Source organism: Coralloluteibacterium stylophorae (genome assembly GCF_018122625.2).
Lineage (GTDB): Bacteria > Pseudomonadota > Gammaproteobacteria > Xanthomonadales > Xanthomonadaceae > Coralloluteibacterium > Coralloluteibacterium stylophorae.
Map to the genome: position 1 here is coordinate 94,079 of NZ_JAGQFT020000013.1, position 15,304 is coordinate 109,382.

The 15,304-nt window shown below is 73.1% G+C and carries 18 protein-coding genes; 3 read left to right on the top strand and 15 right to left on the bottom strand.

What is annotated here, in order from left to right; genetic code table 11:
- Nucleotides 1-61: 61 nt before the first annotated feature.
- The 4 genes from KB893_RS16415 to KB893_RS16430 form a co-directional block, all read right to left on the bottom strand.
- Entirely contained in the window at nt 62-502 is a 441-nt protein-coding gene (locus tag KB893_RS16415) for an RnfABCDGE type electron transport complex subunit B (protein ID WP_211927384.1), read from the bottom strand.
- Nucleotides 503-531: 29 nt separating this feature from the next.
- Nucleotides 532-1,869: an amino acid permease gene (locus KB893_RS16420; RefSeq protein WP_211927383.1), complete on the bottom strand. Its 1,338-nt coding sequence runs from the start codon at nt 1,867-1,869 to the stop codon at nt 532-534.
- A gap of 170 nt (nt 1,870-2,039) precedes the next feature.
- Nucleotides 2,040-4,124 carry a methionine--tRNA ligase gene (gene metG / locus KB893_RS16425; RefSeq protein ID WP_211927382.1) on the bottom strand — a complete coding sequence of 695 codons (2,085 nt, stop codon included), beginning with the start codon at nt 4,122-4,124 and terminating at the stop codon, nt 2,040-2,042.
- Nucleotides 4,125-4,213: 89 nt separating this feature from the next.
- On the bottom strand, nt 4,214-4,609 hold the full coding sequence (locus KB893_RS16430) for a hypothetical protein (RefSeq protein ID WP_211927381.1): 396 nt from the start codon (nt 4,607-4,609) through the stop codon (nt 4,214-4,216).
- 111 nt (nt 4,610-4,720) lie between these two features.
- Between KB893_RS16430 and apbC the strand changes: the two genes are divergently transcribed.
- Entirely contained in the window at nt 4,721-5,800 is a 1,080-nt protein-coding gene (apbC, locus tag KB893_RS16435; RefSeq protein WP_246505741.1) for an iron-sulfur cluster carrier protein ApbC, read from the top strand.
- Between the two features lie 270 nt (nt 5,801-6,070).
- The gene (dcd, locus tag KB893_RS16440) at nt 6,071-6,640 is read left to right on the top strand and encodes a dCTP deaminase (RefSeq protein ID WP_211927379.1); all 570 of its coding nucleotides are present in this window, start codon (nt 6,071-6,073) and stop codon (nt 6,638-6,640) included.
- Between the two features lie 225 nt (nt 6,641-6,865).
- On the opposite strand, the gene KB893_RS16445 is transcribed toward dcd, so the two are convergent.
- Genes KB893_RS16445 through KB893_RS16495 form a run of 11 tightly spaced genes read right to left on the bottom strand, consistent with a single transcriptional unit; the run spans nt 6,866 to nt 13,345 of the window.
- A complete protein-coding gene (locus KB893_RS16445) occupies nt 6,866-7,033 on the bottom strand; it encodes a hypothetical protein (RefSeq protein WP_213173901.1) in 168 nt (55 codons plus the stop codon).
- A complete protein-coding gene (locus tag KB893_RS16450; RefSeq protein ID WP_211927530.1) occupies nt 7,030-7,338 on the bottom strand; it encodes a hypothetical protein in 309 nt (102 codons plus the stop codon). The genes KB893_RS16445 and KB893_RS16450 overlap by 4 nt, the downstream gene beginning before the upstream one ends.
- An 18-nt stretch (nt 7,339-7,356) precedes the next feature.
- Nucleotides 7,357-8,013 carry a pyroglutamyl-peptidase I gene (gene pcp / locus KB893_RS16455; protein ID WP_211927529.1) on the bottom strand — a complete coding sequence of 219 codons (657 nt, stop codon included), beginning with the start codon at nt 8,011-8,013 and terminating at the stop codon, nt 7,357-7,359.
- Nucleotides 8,010-8,966: a 5-oxoproline transporter, DUF979 family subunit gene (locus KB893_RS16460; RefSeq protein WP_211927528.1), complete on the bottom strand. Its 957-nt coding sequence runs from the start codon at nt 8,964-8,966 to the stop codon at nt 8,010-8,012. The genes pcp and KB893_RS16460 overlap by 4 nt, the downstream gene beginning before the upstream one ends.
- Nucleotides 8,963-9,667, bottom strand: a complete 705-nt coding sequence (locus KB893_RS16465) for a DUF969 domain-containing protein (RefSeq protein ID WP_211927527.1) — start codon at nt 9,665-9,667, stop codon at nt 8,963-8,965. The genes KB893_RS16460 and KB893_RS16465 overlap by 4 nt, the downstream gene beginning before the upstream one ends.
- On the bottom strand, nt 9,664-10,413 hold the full coding sequence (locus KB893_RS16470; RefSeq protein ID WP_211927526.1) for a LamB/YcsF family protein: 750 nt from the start codon (nt 10,411-10,413) through the stop codon (nt 9,664-9,666). The genes KB893_RS16465 and KB893_RS16470 overlap by 4 nt, the downstream gene beginning before the upstream one ends.
- Nucleotides 10,414-10,427: 14 nt before the next feature.
- Nucleotides 10,428-10,598 (bottom strand): LiaI-LiaF-like domain-containing protein, encoded by a 171-nt coding sequence (locus KB893_RS16475; RefSeq protein WP_211927525.1) that lies wholly within the window; start codon nt 10,596-10,598, stop codon nt 10,428-10,430.
- Entirely contained in the window at nt 10,595-11,593 is a 999-nt protein-coding gene (locus KB893_RS16480; RefSeq protein WP_211927524.1) for a 5-oxoprolinase subunit C family protein, read from the bottom strand. Before KB893_RS16480 ends, KB893_RS16475 begins: the two co-directional genes overlap by 4 nt.
- Nucleotides 11,590-12,255 (bottom strand): 5-oxoprolinase subunit PxpB, encoded by a 666-nt coding sequence (pxpB, locus tag KB893_RS16485; protein WP_211927523.1) that lies wholly within the window; start codon nt 12,253-12,255, stop codon nt 11,590-11,592. The genes KB893_RS16480 and pxpB overlap by 4 nt, the downstream gene beginning before the upstream one ends.
- Nucleotides 12,252-12,683, bottom strand: a complete 432-nt coding sequence (locus tag KB893_RS16490; RefSeq protein ID WP_211927522.1) for an HIT family protein — start codon at nt 12,681-12,683, stop codon at nt 12,252-12,254. The genes pxpB and KB893_RS16490 overlap by 4 nt, the downstream gene beginning before the upstream one ends.
- Nucleotides 12,680-13,345 (bottom strand): dienelactone hydrolase family protein, encoded by a 666-nt coding sequence (locus tag KB893_RS16495; protein ID WP_211927521.1) that lies wholly within the window; start codon nt 13,343-13,345, stop codon nt 12,680-12,682. Before KB893_RS16495 ends, KB893_RS16490 begins: the two co-directional genes overlap by 4 nt.
- A 403-nt stretch (nt 13,346-13,748) precedes the next feature.
- Between KB893_RS16495 and rimO the strand changes: the two genes are divergently transcribed.
- Complete coding sequence (rimO, locus tag KB893_RS16500) at nt 13,749-15,104, top strand: 30S ribosomal protein S12 methylthiotransferase RimO (RefSeq protein WP_211927520.1); 1,356 nt, start codon at nt 13,749-13,751, stop codon at nt 15,102-15,104.
- The last annotated feature ends 200 nt before the right edge of the window (nt 15,105-15,304 follow it).

Below are 15,304 nucleotides of genomic sequence, written 5' to 3' on the forward strand. Positions count from 1 at the left end.
GTGGCGCCACCTTAGTCGCCGCGCGCGGGACGCCGGGTAAAGGTGGCGTTAACCGGCGCGCTCACCCGTCCCCGCGCGGGCGCAGGTGGATGCAGTCGACCGGGCACGGCGCGATGCACAGCTCGCAGCCGGTGCAGGCGTCGGCGAGGATCGTGTGCATGCGCCTGGGCGCGCCGACGATGGCGTCGACCGGGCAGGCCTGGATGCACTTGGTGCAGCCGATGCAGACCGCCTCGTCGATCCAGGCGACCTCGGGCGGGTGCTCGCTGCCGCAGTCCTGGTCGAGCGGCGCCACCGCGCGCGCGAGCAGCGCGGCCAGCGCGCGGATGCCGGCCTCGCCGCCGGGCGGGCAGCGGTTGATCGCCTCGCCGTCGGCCACGGCCTGCGCATAGTCGCGGCAGGCCGGATAGCCGCAGCGGGTGCACTGGGTCTGCGGCAGCAGCGCGTCGATGGCGTCGATGCGCTGCAGTCGGGATGCGTCGGGCGGCAGGAACTCGGGCATTGCACGGGCGCCGCAGGGGCGCCGCGGATTCAGGACGGGGTGGCGCCGAGGCGGGCGCGGCGGCCGAACAGGCGGAAGGCGACCCAGGCCACGACCGCGATCGCGAGCGCGCCGAGCGCCTCGGCCACGGGGGAGCTCAGGACCAGCAGCGCACAGGCGACGATGGCGCCGGTGCCCAGCAGGCGGTCGCCCGGCCCGGGGCGCCGTTCCGGCGTGCCGAGGATCAGGGTCAGGCCCGCGGTGGCGTACATCACCGTGACCAGCAGCACCGCCATGTTGATGATGGTGCCGAACTGTTCGCCGATGGTGGGCGCGCTCGAAACCCAGGCCAGCACGCTCATCGCCACCACGATCACCGCCAGGCCGGCGTGCGCCGCCCCGTTGCGGTTGTAGCGGCCGAAGAAGCCGGGCAGCAGGCCGCGCTGCGCGGCGCGCGCGCCGGACTCGCCGGTCACCAGCATCCAGCCGCCGAGGGTGCCGGTGGCCTTGAGCGCGGCCGCGCCGGCGATCAGCACCGCCGCCCATGGCCCGAACACGCGCGCGGCGACCTCGGCGAACGGCGCGCTCGAGGCGAACAGCACGTCGGCCGGGACGATGCCCATCACCAGCACCGAGCTGACCACGTAGACCACGCCGGCGATCAGGATGCCGCCGAGCGTCGCCAGCGGCACGTTGCGCGACGGGTTGCGGACCACGCCGGCGACCATCGCGCTGGTCTCCAGGCCGATGAAGGCCCAGAAGATCGGCGCCAGGGCGCCGAAGGTCAGCGACAGTCCCGACTGCGGCTCGGCATTCTCGGTGTTCCAGGCCTCGCCGGTGGTGTTCCAGGCGGCGCGGAAGGTGTCGCCGTCGAACTCCAGCCAGCCGCCGCCCAGCACCATCAGCACCGGCAGCAGGCCCAGCACCAGGCAGGCCGACTGGAACCGGGCGATCGGCTTGGGCCCGCACAGGTTCAGCGCGAACACCAGCCACAGCAGGCCGATCTGGCCGTAGATCTGGGTGTCCGCGCCCTGCAGCGAGGCCGGCAGCAGGACCACCAGGTAGCCGATCGCCGCCACGGCGATGGCGTTGTTGCCGATCCACGAGGACAGCCAGTAGAGCGTGGCGGCGAGGAAGCCGGCATCGCGGCCGAGCGACGGGGTGACGTAGTCGGCGGGGCTTTCCAGGTCCGGGAAGGTGCGCGCCAGTCGCGCGAAGGTCATCCCGAGCACGCTCGCCAGCAGGGTCGCCAGGATCCACGACAGCGCCGAGATGCTGCCGATCCCGGCCAGGCTCGCCGGCAGCAGGAAGAAGCCGGAGCCGATCATGTTGTTGGCGACCATGAAGGTCGCGAGCAGTGGCCCGATGCGGCGGGTCGGTTCGGTCATGGAGTCCCCGTGGATGCGAACGGGCGCCGCGGCGCCGGTGCGGCCGTCCCCGCCGCGAAGCGCCCAAGCCTACCCGAGGCCGCGCGGCTTGTGCGCGGCCCGTGGACGACGCGGGCGCGGGATCCCTGCGGCGCTGCCGGCCGCGACTGCGGGCGGCGGAACGGGCGGCGTCAGCGCACCGTGGCGCCGGCCGCGGCGCCGGCGTCGGCGTCCAGCAGGAACAGGTCGGCACCGCCTTCGCCGGCCGACAGGATCATTCCCTCGCTCACCCCGAAGCGCATCTTGCGCGGCGCCAGGTTGGCGACGAACACCACGCGCCGGCCGACCAGCTTCTCCGGCTCCGGGTAGGCGGCCTTGATGCCGGAGAAGATCTGGCGGGTGCCGAGCGGGCCGGCGTCGAGCTCGAAGCGCAGCAGCTTGTCCGAGCCCTCGACGTGCTCGCAGGCACGCACGATGCCCACGCGCAGGTCGAGCCTGGCGAAGTCGTCGATGCCGATGGTGGCCGGGGCGGGCCCGGGCGTCGCGGCCGGGGCGGCGGCGGCCTTGGCCGGCTTCGCGGGCGGCTGCGCGGCGGTCTCGGCGGCGGGCATGGATTCGGTGCTGGCGTCGGTCATCTGCGTGATCTTCGTGGGGTCGATGCGGGTCATCAGCGGCTCGAACGGCGCGATGACGTGATCCAGGAGCGGCGCGTCGGCCGCGTCCCAGCGGGCGAGGCCGGCGTCGAGGAAGCGCTCGGCGCGCGCCACTGTGGCCGGCAGCACCGGGCGCAGGGCGAGGGCGAGCACGCGGAACAGGTTCAGGCCCTGGCTGCACACCGCCTGCAGTTCGGCGTCGGCGCCGTCGCGCTTGGCGACCACCCAGGGCTTGGTCTCGTCGATGTAGCGGTTGGCCTCGTCGGCCAGCGCCATGGTCAGGCGCAGCGCGTGGCCGAAGCGGTCCTGCGCGTAGGCCTCGCGGATCTCGGGCAGGGCGGCGACGAAGCGCCGGTACATCGCCGCGTCCGGCAGCGTCGCCGCGAGACGGCCCTCGAAGCGCTTGCCGATGAAGCCCGCGCAGCGGCTGGCGATGTTGACGAACTTGCCGACCAGGTCGGCGTTGACGCGCTGCTGGAAGTCGTCGAGGTTGAGGTCGAGGTCGTCGACGCCGCCCGAGGACTTGGCGGCGAAGTAGTAGCGCAGCGCCTCGGGATCGAGCCCGGCGTCGAGGTAGGTGCGCGCCTGCACGAAGGTGCCGCGCGACTTCGACATCTTGGCGCCGTTCACCGTCAGGTAGCCGTTGACGTGCAGTGCCGTCGGCACGCGCAGCTCCGCGCCGTGCAGCATCGCCGGCCAGAACAGGCCGTGGAAGTTGACGATGTCCTTGCCGATGAAGTGGTGCATCTCGGTGTCGGCACCGGCGCCGACGATGGCGTCGAAGTCGACGCCGTGGATGTCGCACCAGGCCTTGAAGCTGGCCAGGTAGCCGATCGGCGCATCCAGCCAGACGTAGAAGAACTTGCCCGGCGCGTCGGGAATGGGGAAGCCGAAGTAGGGCGCGTCGCGGGAGATGTCCCAGTCGCGCAGGCCGCCCTCGGCGTCCAGCCACTCGCGCAGCTTGGCGATCACGCCCGGATGCGCGACCGGCTTGCCGCGGCTGCCGGCGCCGTCGAGCCAGGCGCGCAGCACGGTTTCGTACCTGCCGAGCTCGAAGAAGTAGTGCTCGGATTCGCGCAGCTCCGGGGTGGCTCCGGAGACCACCGAGCGCGGGTTGATCAGGTCGGTCGGCGCGTAGGTCGCCCCGCAGTGCTCGCAGTTGTCGCCGTACTGGTCGGGCGTGCCGCAGCGCGGGCAGGTGCCCTTGATGTAGCGGTCGGGCAGGAACATGCCCTTGACCGGGTCGTAGAGCTGCTGGATCGAACGCCGCGCGATGCTGCCGGCCTCGCGCAGGCGCCGGTAGACCGTCTCCGCGAGTTCGCGGTTCTCGACCGAATGGGTCGAGTGGTAGTGGTCGAAGGCGACGCCGAAGTCGGCGAAGTCGCGCTCGTGCCCGGCCTGGATGCCGGCGATGAAGGCCTCCGGCGCCACGCCGGCCTTCTCCGCGGCGAGCATGATCGGCGTGCCATGGGCGTCGTCGGCGCACACGAAGTGCGTGGTCGCGCCCTCCATGCGTCGCGCGCGCACCCAGATGTCGGCCTGGATGTAGCCCACCAGGTGGCCCAGGTGCAGCGGACCGTTGGCGTAGGGCAGGGCGGCGGTGACGAGGGCGGTGCGTGACATGCGGGCACGGCGGATCGGGAGAGCGCGCGATTATGGCACGCTGCAGCATCCGCTCTCCCGCCGCGCGCGGCTGCGGCGGTGCGGTGGGCTCAGTCGTCCGCGTTCGCCGGACAGGCGCGTCCCTCGAGCGCCGCGTCCATGGCGTCGGCCAGCATCCGGCATTCGGCCGCGGCGCGGTCCGCGCCCTCGGGCGTGGCCACGCGCTCCAGCAGCTTGTCGCGCAGCGCCTGGTAGCGGCCCTCGATCTGGTCGGCGCGGTAGGCGCCGATCACCGCATGACAGCGGCGGTAGCGCTCGAGATAGGCGTCGCAGACGCCGATGCCGGTGGCGCTGTCCGCGCCGGTGTCCACGCCCTGCGCGGAGCGTGCGTCGCCGCCGCCGGCGGGCGCGGATGCCCGTTCGCGGGCCGTGCCGGCGCAGCCGGCGAGGGATACGAGCGCCAGGGCGGCGAGGACGGTGGCGCGGACACGGGCGGATGGCTGCATGAAGATCCCTCGGGACGGATGGCGACGCAGGAGACTGCCACGGCTTCGCCACGGGCTCACGTCCTAGAATGGGCGCCCGTTGTCTGCAAGGCATCAAACGTGAACGCATCGCTGTCCGACCTCGTCCGCGCCCGCGTCGGCCGCGTCGCCGATCCGCACACCGGCCAGGACCTCGACGCCGCCGGCGCCGTGCGCGGCGTCGGCGTCGACGGCGACCGGGTCGCCGTGGCCGTCGCGCTCGGCTATCCCGCCGCCGGCTGGCACCAGGCGCTGGCGCGCGAGGTCGAGGCCGCGGCGCGCGAGGTCGAGGGCGTCGCCGCGGCGACGGTCGAGGTGACCTCGCGCGTGCACGCGCACCAGGTCCGCAGCGGCCTTACGCCGCTGCCCGAGGTCAAGAACATCGTCGCGGTCGCCTCCGGCAAGGGCGGCGTGGGCAAGTCGACGACGGCGGTGAACCTCGCCCTGGCGCTGGCCGCCGAAGGCGCCAGCGTGGGCGTGCTCGACGCCGACATCTACGGCCCGAGCATCCCGAAGATGCTCGGCTTCTCCGGGCGCCCCGACAGCCCCGACGGCAAGACCATCGTGCCGGCGCGCGCGCACGGCCTGCAGGGCATGTCGATCGGCATGCTGGTCGGCGAGGAGACGCCGATGATCTGGCGCGGCCCGATGGTGACCCAGGCGCTCGACCAGCTCCTCAACGCCACCCGCTGGGACGGGCTGGACTATCTCGTCATCGACCTGCCGCCGGGCACCGGCGACATCCACCTCAGCCTGGCGCAGAAGGTGCCGGTCTCCGGCGCGGTGATCGTGACCACGCCGCAGGAGATCGCCACCCTCGACGCGCGCAAGGCGCTGAAGATGTTCGAGAAGGTCGAGGTTCCGGTGCTGGGCATCGTCGAGAACATGGCCGTGCACGTGTGCTCGAACTGCGGCCACGCCGAGCACGTCTTCGGCGAGGGCGGCGGGGCCTGGATGGCGCAGGAATACGGCGTGCCGCTGCTGGGCTCGCTGCCGCTCGACATCCGCATCCGCGAGCAGGCCGACAGCGGCGCGCCCAGCGTGGCGGCCGACGCCGGCTCCGACCTGGCCCAGGCCTACCGCGCCATCGCCCGCCGCACCGCCGCCCGGCTGTCGCTGCAGGCGAAGAACAAGCGGATCGGGTTCCCGAACATCGTGGTGCAGGATACGTGAGGGGTTGAAGCGGGAACGGGGAGTGGTGAAGCGGGAACGGGATTGGTGAAGCGGGAACGGGATTGGTGAAGCGGGAACAGGGAGTGGTGAAGCGGGAACCGGGAACGGGTGGGTGTCGCGGAGTCGTGGGGCGCGCGCTGGGGCAAGGATGCGGATCCAGCGTTCCGGAGTAGCGAGCATTCCCGTTCCCCGTTCCCCATTCCCCATTCCCCGCTCCCCCGCCATCCCGCTAGACTCGCCGCCCGTTTCCCTTCCCCTCCCGAGCCGCCCGTGAGCATCAAGTCCGATCACTGGATCCGCCGCATGTCGGAGCAGCACGGCATGATCGAGCCGTTCGAGCCGGGGCAGGTGAAGCACGGTGCGGACGGGCAGCGGATCGTCAGCTACGGCACCTCGAGCTATGGCTACGACGTGCGCTGCTCGGACGAGTTCAAGGTCTTCACCAACATCAACTCGACCATCGTCGACCCCAAGGCCTTCGACCCGAAGGGCTTCGTCGACGTCAAGGGCGATGTCTGCATCATCCCGCCCAACTCCTTCGCGCTGGCGCGCACCGTGGAGTACTTCCGCATCCCGCGCTCGACCCTGGTGGTCTGCCTGGGCAAGAGCACCTACGCGCGCTGCGGGATCATCGTCAACGTCACCCCGCTCGAGCCGGAGTGGGAGGGCCACGTCACCCTCGAGTTCTCCAACACCACGCCGTTGCCGGCCAAGATCTACGCCAACGAGGGCGTGGCGCAGATGCTGTTCTTCGAGTCCGACGAGATCTGCGACGTCAGCTACGCCGACCGCGGCGGCAAGTACCAGGGCCAGCGCGGCGTCACCCTGCCGCGCACCTGACCGGCGCCGTTCCCGGCCGCCGCGTCGACGCCGCCGCCCCCGATTCGCGGCTGAAGCCGCACCAGCGGCGAGCAACCCGACCTCGTAGGAGCGGCTTCAGCCGCGACCGACCGGACCCGCGGAAGCGGCGCTCCGACGCCCGCCGGAGCGCGTTCGTGGGTCCGCCCCGTTACCTGTGGGAGGGGCTTCAGCCCCGACCGCTGCGACCGCCCAGAGCAGTCGGGGCTAAAGCCCCTCCCACAGGAGGTTGCTTGCGGCCAATCGCTCCTCCACGAATCTCCGGATGGACGGCGACACGTTCTCCCGCACGAAGCGCGAGGGGGTGTCGCAGGTGGTCAGGGTGCCGTCGAAGTCGAAGAGCGCGAGGTCGCGCGCGTCCGCCGCCGCGCTCACGGGCGCTGGTAGGTGACGAAGAAGCCCTGCAGGTCGCCGTTCTCGATGTAGGGCTCGACGCTCTCGACGCGGTAGCCGTGGTCGGCGAAGGCCTTGTGCGCGCGGCTGAGTGCGTTGGCCGAGCCCTGGTTGCGGAAGCCCCAGGTCGCATCGACCCAGACCGTCACCGCGGGCAGGCCGTCGCGCGCCGCCTCCTCGGCGGAGGTCTCCGGCTTCTTGTCGAACAGGCCGGCGTGCGCGGCGGGAGCGGCGAGTGCGGTGGCCAGGGCCAGGCACAGGCCCGGCAGAGCGAGGCGTGCATGCATCGGAGGATCCTTCGCGGTTCAGTGTTCGGCGCCGCCGCCCACGGCGACGTCGGTGCGGGTGGTGAGGGCGACGCCGAGCGCGATCCGCAGGGCCTCGACCACGGTCGCGACGGGCATGCTCGGCGCGCCGGGGCGCGCCGCCGCCTGCGCCGGCGACCACGGGATGTGCACGAAGCCGCCGCGCGTCCCCGGCCGCGCCCGCAGCGCGTGCATCAGGCCGTAGAAGACGTGGTTGCACACGAAGGTGCCGGCCGTCTGCGAGATCTCGCAGGGCAGTCCGGCCTCGCGCAGGGCCAGCAGCATGGCCTTGATCGGCAGGGTGGAGAAGTAGGCCGCCGGGCCGTCCGCGACCACCGGCACGTCCACCGGCTGCGCCCCGGCGTTGTCGGCGATGCGTGCGTCGTCGACGTTGATGGCGATGCGTTCGAGCGAGACATGCGTGCGGCCGCCGGCCTGGCCGACCGCCAGCACCAGGGCGGGCGCATGCCGCCCGATCGCCGCCTCCAGCGCGCGCAGCGACTCGCCGAACACCACCGGCAGCTCCAGCGCGACGATGCGGTGGCCGGCGACGGTCTCGCCGTCGAGCGCGTGCACCGCCTCGGCCGACGGGTTGCTGGACTCGCCGCCGAAGGGCGCGAAACCCGCGAGCAGGATGAGGGGCAGGGTGTCGGTCATGCGCTGCGGAACACGATGAAGTACATCAGCACCAGGTTGCAGGCCAGCAGCGGCAGCGCGGTCGCCACCTGGCGGCGGATCACCGCGTAGGGCGGCAGTTCGAGCAGCGCGGCGGGAACGAGGTTGAAGTTGGCGGCCATCGGCGTGAGCAGGGTGCCGCAGTAGCCGCAGAGCATGCCGATGGCGGCGAGCGGCGCGATGTCGGCGCCGTGCACGCCGGCGACCAGCGGCAGGCCGATGCCGCCCATCATCACCGGGAAGGCGGCGAAGGCGTTGCCCATCACGATGGTCAGCAGGGTCATGCCCAGGGCGTAGACCAGCATCGCCGCCAGGCGCGAGTCGCCGGGCACCGCGGCCGCCGCGAGGCTGGCGATCGCATCGCCCACGCCCGCGGTCTCGAACACGCCGCCGAGCGTCGCCAGCAGCAGCGGCAGCAGGGCGGCCCAGCCGATCGCATCGAGCAGGCGGCGCGATTCGGCCACCGCCACCAGCGGCGTCTGCCGGGTGAGCAGGCAGGCGCCGAGCGTGGCGACGCCGCAGGCCAGCGCCAGCCCGACCAGGGTGGTCTGCTCCGCGCCGAACACGCGCACGCCGGCGATCGTGGCGTCGGCCAGCAGCACGCCGAACAGCAGGGTCAGCAGCGGGATCGCCAGCGCCGGCCAGAACAGGCGGTTGCCGAGGCGCCCGGCATCCGCGGCGCGCGCCTCGGCGCTGCGCTCGGGGTAGCGGCCGCGCGCCAGTCCGCCGCCGCCGGCGATCAGGGCCAGCAGCACGACCACGCCGCCCATCACCGCCGGCGGCAGGCGCTCGCCGACCAGCAGCGCCAGCGCCAGCAGCGCCCAGAACGCGGCGGTGGTCCAGCGCCGCGGATTGCCGCGGTCGCGCGCGCCGAGCACCGCCACCACCAGCAGGTACAGGCCCGTCGCCCAGTACACCAGCTGCAGCGAGATCATCGCGGGCGCTCCGGCGCGCGTGCGGCCAGCGCCGCGGCCTCGCGCGCGAGCCTGCGCTCCATGCGCATCAGCCGTGCGGCGTGGATGCCGAAGGCGCACACCGCCGAGGGCAGCGCCCACAGCGCGATGTGCAGCGGCTCGAGCTCGACGCCCTGCTCCGACAGGAAGCCGTGCATCAGCAGCACGCCGGAGAAGGCGATGAAGATGTCCTCGCCGAAGAACAGGCCAACGTTGTCGGTGGCCGCGGCCATCGCCCGCAGGCGCTGGAGTTCGGGCTCCGGCAAGGCTCCGTGGCGGCCCGCCGCGGCGCCCTCGGCCATCGGCGCGATCAGCGGGCGCACGGTCTGCGGGTGGCCGCCGAGGCTGTGCAGGCCGAGCGCCGAGATCAGCTGCCGCGCGAGCAGGTAGACGATCAGCAGGCGCGAGGCGGTCGCCCCGCGCAGGCGCGCGATCCACGCCTGGGCGCGCTCGCGCAGGCCGTGGCGTTCGAGCAGGCCGATCACCGGCAGGGTGAGCAGGAACAGGGCGAGGTAGCGCAGCTTGACGAAGGCGCCGCCGATCACCGCCAGCACGCCGACCAGGCTCTCGCCGGCGACCAGCCCGGTGACCACGCCCGCGCTCACCACCACCAGCGCCGGGTTCATGCGCAGCGCGAAACCGCCCACGACCCAGGCGATGCCGACCAGCGGCCAGTAGTTCATGCCTCGGCGCCCGGCGCCGCGACGCGCACGCCGCAGCCGTCCAGCGCGCGCCGGAGCGTGCGCGCGAACGCCGCCGCGTCGGGACGGTCGCCGTGCAGGCACAGCGTGTCGGCGCGCACCGCCACGCGTTCGCCGGTGCGGGCGACCACCGCGCCCTCGCGCACCAGCATGCGCACCTGCTCGATCGCGTCCTCCAGGACCTCGATGCTCGCGCCCGGCAGCGCGCGCGGAGTCAGGCTGCCGCCGGCCTCGTAGCGGCGTTCGGCGAAGGCCTCGCCCGCGACCGCGAGCCCTGCGGCGCGCCCGGCCGCCAGCAGCCGCGAGCCGGCGAGGCCGACCAGGCGCAGGCCGGCATCGTGCGCCGCGACCGCACGCGCGATCGAATCGGCCACCGCCCGGTCCTGCGCGGCGAGGTTGTACAGGGCCCCGTGCGGCTTGACGTGCACCAGCCGCGCCCCCTCACGTCGGCACACCGCCGCCAGTGCCTCGATCTGGCCGGCGACGAAGTCCGCGATCGCCGCCGGCGTCATCACCAGCGCGCGGCGGCCGAAGCCCGCGCGGTCGGGGAAGGAGGGATGCGCGCCGACCGCCACGCCGTGCTCGAGGCAGGCGGCCACGGTCGCACGCATGCTGTCGTCGTCGCCGGCATGGCCGCCGCAGGCGACGTTGGCCGAGGTGATCCAGGGCAGGATCGCGGCGTCGTCGCCGCAGCCCTCGCCGAGGTCGCAGTTGAAGTCGATGCGCATGCCGGGAACCGGCTTCAGCGCGGGCCGCCGCGCCGGAACAGCATGCTGATGCCGAGCACGATCAGGATCGCCGGCCACCAGCGCACGATGAGGCGGCCGAGGTCGAAGTCGGCCAGGCCCAGGTTGTTCATCAGCAGCACCACGCCAAGGACGATGAGGACGACGGCGGTGGCGCTGAACTTCATGGGCGATCCCGGGAGACGGAAGGAGCGGCCTGGACGCGCCGCGATGCGCGATCGGCGCGCAGGCGCGCCTCGATGGCCATCGCGATTCTCGCCAGCCGCTGCCGCTGCACGCAAGCCAGCGCGCGGGCCTCGTCCACCGAGCACCACGCGAAGCGCAGCGCGTCGCCCGGGCGCAGCCGCGCCAGGCGCGACAGCTCCGCGGTGGCCACATGGCCGACGACCGGATAGCCGCCGTGGGTCTGCGCATCGGCCAGCAGCACGATCGGGCGCCCATCCGGCGGCAGCTGCACGGTGCCCGGCAGCACCGGCTGCGAGATCCTCGCGTGCTGCGCGTCCGGCGCCAACGCCGCGCCTTCCAGGCGCAGGCCCTGGCGGTTGCTGGCCGCGGCGACCCGCCAGCGCGCCGCGCAGAGGCCATCGGCGGCGTCCGCACCCGGCAGCAGGCGGATCGCGGCGCGCGGGTCGGCATCGGCCTGCGGGTCGATCCACCACGGCGCGACCGCGGCGCTCCCGTTCGCGACTGCATCGCAGCGGCCGACGGCGAGGCGGTCTCCGCGCCGCAGCGCACGCCCGTCGAGGCCGCCGAAACCGCCGCGCAGGTCGGTCGAGGCGCTGCCGAGCGCCGCCGGCACGTCGATGCCGCCGGCGAGCGCAAGCAGCGCGCGCGCGCCGTCGCGGCAGGCGCCGATGCGCAGCGTCGAACCGGCGGGAACGTCGCAGGGGCGCCAGCCGGGCACGCGCGCTCCGTCGAGGCGTGCACCGGTGTCGGCGCCGCACAGGGCGATGCGCGCCGGCGCGTGGAAGCGCAGCGTCGGGCCGTGCAGGGTGATCTCCAGCGCGGGCGCATCCTCGCGGTTGCCGACCAGCAGGTTGCCCACGCGCAGCGCCCAGTGGTCGAGCGCGCCGCTGCGGCCGATGCCGAGGTGGCGCAGGCCGCGGCGGCCGGCATCCTGCACCGTGGTCAGCGGGCCGGCGGCGAGTACCTCGACGCTCATCCCGGCACCGGCACGAAGCGCACGCGGTCGCCGGGACGCAGCAGGGTCGCCGGCGTGCGCTGCGGGTCGAACAGCACGGTGGCGGTGCGGCCGATGATCCGCCAGCCGCCCGGGCCCTCGCGTGGGTAGATGCCGGACTGCGCGCCACCGATGCCGACGCTGCCCGCCGCCACTCGCGCGCGCGGCGTCGCCAGGCGCGGCGCCGCCAGCGCCGGATCGAGGCCGAGCAGGTAGGGAAAGCCGGGCGCGAAACCGAGCATGCCGACGCGGTAGTCGCCGGCGGCGTGGCGCGCGACCAGGTCCGCCGGCGTCATCCCGAGTTCCCCCGCGAGCGGCTCCAGGTCGGGACCGCCGGCGCCGCCATAGCGGACCGGGATGTCGACCGCTGGCGATGCGTCTTCGCCGGCGCCGACATCGAGCGCGGCGACATGGGGCAGCAGCCACTCGCGCGCTGCATCCAGCGCCGGGCCGCCGTGCGGGCCGCGGTCGACGACCACCGCCAGCGAGGCGAAGGCGGGCACCAGCTCCAGCACCCATGGCGGGCGACCGGCGTCGAGGCGCGCGCGCAGCGCATGCACCCGGCGATTGATGTCGGCATCGATGCCGGTGCCGAGATGGACCAGCAGCGCGTCCTCGCCGAGCGTCTCGATCCGCGGTGTCATTCCGTGGCGCGCGTGCGCGGACCGAGCGCGGCGCGCAGCGAAGCCAGCCGTGCCTCGCGCGGGGCGTCCGCGTAGGGCTGCGCGGACGAATGCCCCCACACCGGTCCCGGCCAGGCCGGATCGTCGCGGCGCCGCGCGACCACGTGCACGTGCAGCTGCGGCACCAGGTTGCCGAGCGCGCCGACGTTGATCCGCTCCGGCCGGGTTTCGGCGCGCAGCAGGCGACTGACCAGGTCGACCTCGTCGATGAGCGCGTGGCGGTCGGCGAAGCCGAGTTCGTCGATGCCGCCGGCGCCGGGCACGCGCGGCACCAGGATCAGCCACGCGTAGCGGGCGTCGTCCATCAGCAGCAGGTCGCACAGCGGCAGCGCGGCGACGTGATGGGTGTCGGCGGCGAGCCGCGGATGCAGGGCGAAGCCGTCGCTCATCCGATGTCGGCCCGCAGGAAGGCGAGGGTGCGCTCGTAGGCGCGTGCCGCGCTGTCGGCGTCGTAGCTCGCGCGGACGTCGCAGTTGAAGCCGTGGTCGGCCGGATAGACGTGGACCTCCGCCTGCGGCAGCGCCTCGCGATGGGCCTGCACGTCCGCGGCCGGGATGGTGCGGTCGCGCTCGCCGAAGTGGAACAGCATCGCCGCGCGCGGGCGCTCGTGCAGGTAGGGCACGGTGCGTGCGCCGTAGTAGCTGATGTTGGGCAGGCCCAGGCGCGTGTTGCACAGGAAGGCGACGCTGCCGCCCCAGCAGTAGCCGACCACGGCGACCTTGGCCGCGCCGCCGGCGTGCAGGTGCTGGGCCGCCGCGGCCACCGCGGCCACCGCGCGGTCCATGCCGACCTCACGCGCCAGATCGCGGCCGCGCTCGACACCCTGCTCGTCGTAGGCGAGTTCCACGTCGCGCTCGACGTAGTCGAAGATCGCCGGCGCCAGCGCGGTGTAGCCGGCCTCGGCGAAGCGATCGGCGACGCTGCGGATGTGCGCATTGACGCCGAAGATCTCCTGCACCACCACCAGGCCACCGCGCGGCGTGCCCGACGGGCGTGCGAGGTAGCCGCCGATGCGGCCGGGGCGGGTGTCGAGGCTGAGCGTGTCGCCCATGGCGGGATTCCGGGTCGTGCGGGGGGGCGACCATGCTAGGGCATGGCGGTGGTGGAGCGGCATTGATGAAGCGATGGTGGTGGAGCGGGAATGGGGAGTCGGAACCTGGGATGCCGCCCGCCAGCGCCTCCTTCCTGCATGACCTGCGAACGGCTGCCGTGGGAGGGGCTTCAGCCCTGACGTGGTGCGTTCCGGAAAAGCGGTCGCGCGGGTGCCGAGACCGGCTCCGGGTCCCGATTCCCATTCCCGCTTCACCACCACCGCTTCTACCCCAACCCCCGTCACGGCTGAAGCCGCTCCTGCAGGCCCTCGCCGCCGCCTGAACCGGGCCGCGCCGACGGCCCGGCGCCGACCGCGCGCCCGCTATACTGCGCGGTTCTCCCGCGACGCCCCGCCAGCATCCATGCCCGCCGCCCAACCCAAAGTCGGCTTCGTCAGCCTCGGCTGCCCGAAGGCCCTGGTCGATTCCGAACGCATCCTCACCCAGCTCCGGGTCGAGGGCTACGACATCGTGCCGAGCTACGACGACGCCGACGTGGTGGTCGTCAACACCTGCGGCTTCATCGACTCGGCGGTGACCGAGTCGCTGGACGCGATCGGCGAGGCCATCGCCGAGAACGGCAAGGTCATCGTCACCGGCTGCCTCGGCAAGCGCCCGGAGCAGATCCGCGAGGCGCACCCTGGCGTGCTCTCGATCAGCGGCCCGCAGGACTACGCCAGCGTGATGGGCGCGGTGCACGCGGCGCTGCCGCCGAGGCACGACCCCTTTGTCGACCTGGTGCCGGATTTCGGCGTCAAGCTCACGCCGAAGCACTTCGCGTACCTGAAGATTTCCGAAGGCTGCAACCACCGCTGCACCTTCTGCATCATCCCCTCGATGCGCGGCGACCTCGTCTCGCGACCCGTCGACGAGGTGCTGCGCGAGGCCGAGAAGCTCGCGCGCGGCGGCGTCAGGGAACTCCTGGTCGTGTCGCAGGACACCAGCGCCTACGGCGTGGATCTGCGCTACCGCGAGGGCACCTGGCAGGGCCGGCAGTGGCAGACGCGGATGAAGTCGCTGTGCGAGGGCCTCACCGAACTCGGCATCTGGTCGCGCCTGCACTACGTCTACCCGTACCCGCACGTCGACGAGATCATCCCGCTGATGGCGAGGAACGCGAACGGCGGCCCGGGCCTGCTGCCGTATCTCGACATCCCGTTCCAGCACGCCAGCCCGCGCATCCTCAAGCTGATGAAGCGCCCCGGCGCGGTCGAGAAGACGCTGGAGCGGATCCAGTCCTGGCGCCGCGAGTGCCCGGACCTGGCGATCCGCAGCACCTTCATCGTCGGCTTCCCCGGCGAGACCGAGGCCGAGTTCGAGGCGCTGCTGGACTTCCTCGAGGACGCCCGGCTCGACCGCGTCGGCGCCTTCGCCTATTCGCCGGTCGAGGGCGCGGCGGCCAACGCGCTGCCCGACCCGGTGCCGGAGGAGGTCAAGCAGGAACGCCTGGAACGCTTCATGGCGCTGCAGGCCGAGATCAGCGCCGAGCGCCTGCAGCGGCGCATCGGCCGCCGCGAGCGCGTGCTGGTCGACGCCATCGACGGCGACCTCGCCTACGCCCGCAGCTACGCGGACGCGCCCGAGATCGACGGCATCGTGCAGATCCAGGACGGCTACGAGGCCGGCCTCGTGCCCGGGCAGTTCGCCGAGGTCACGATGATGGGCGCCGACGAGCACGACCTGTTCGCGGTGGTCGATCCGGAGTACGACCCGGATTGAGCGGGGGTGGTGGAGCGGGAATGGGGAGTCGGGAATCGGGACAGGCAGGCCGCATGATGCGATGCCCGACCGCCCTGTAGATACCGTCTTGCCTCCTACCTGGCAACGGCTCTTGCAGGATCGAATGGCTGACCTGACTTGAGCACGCCGTAGACGATGCGCAGCAGCCTGCGCATGGCGGCGCAGATGATCTGCTTGGC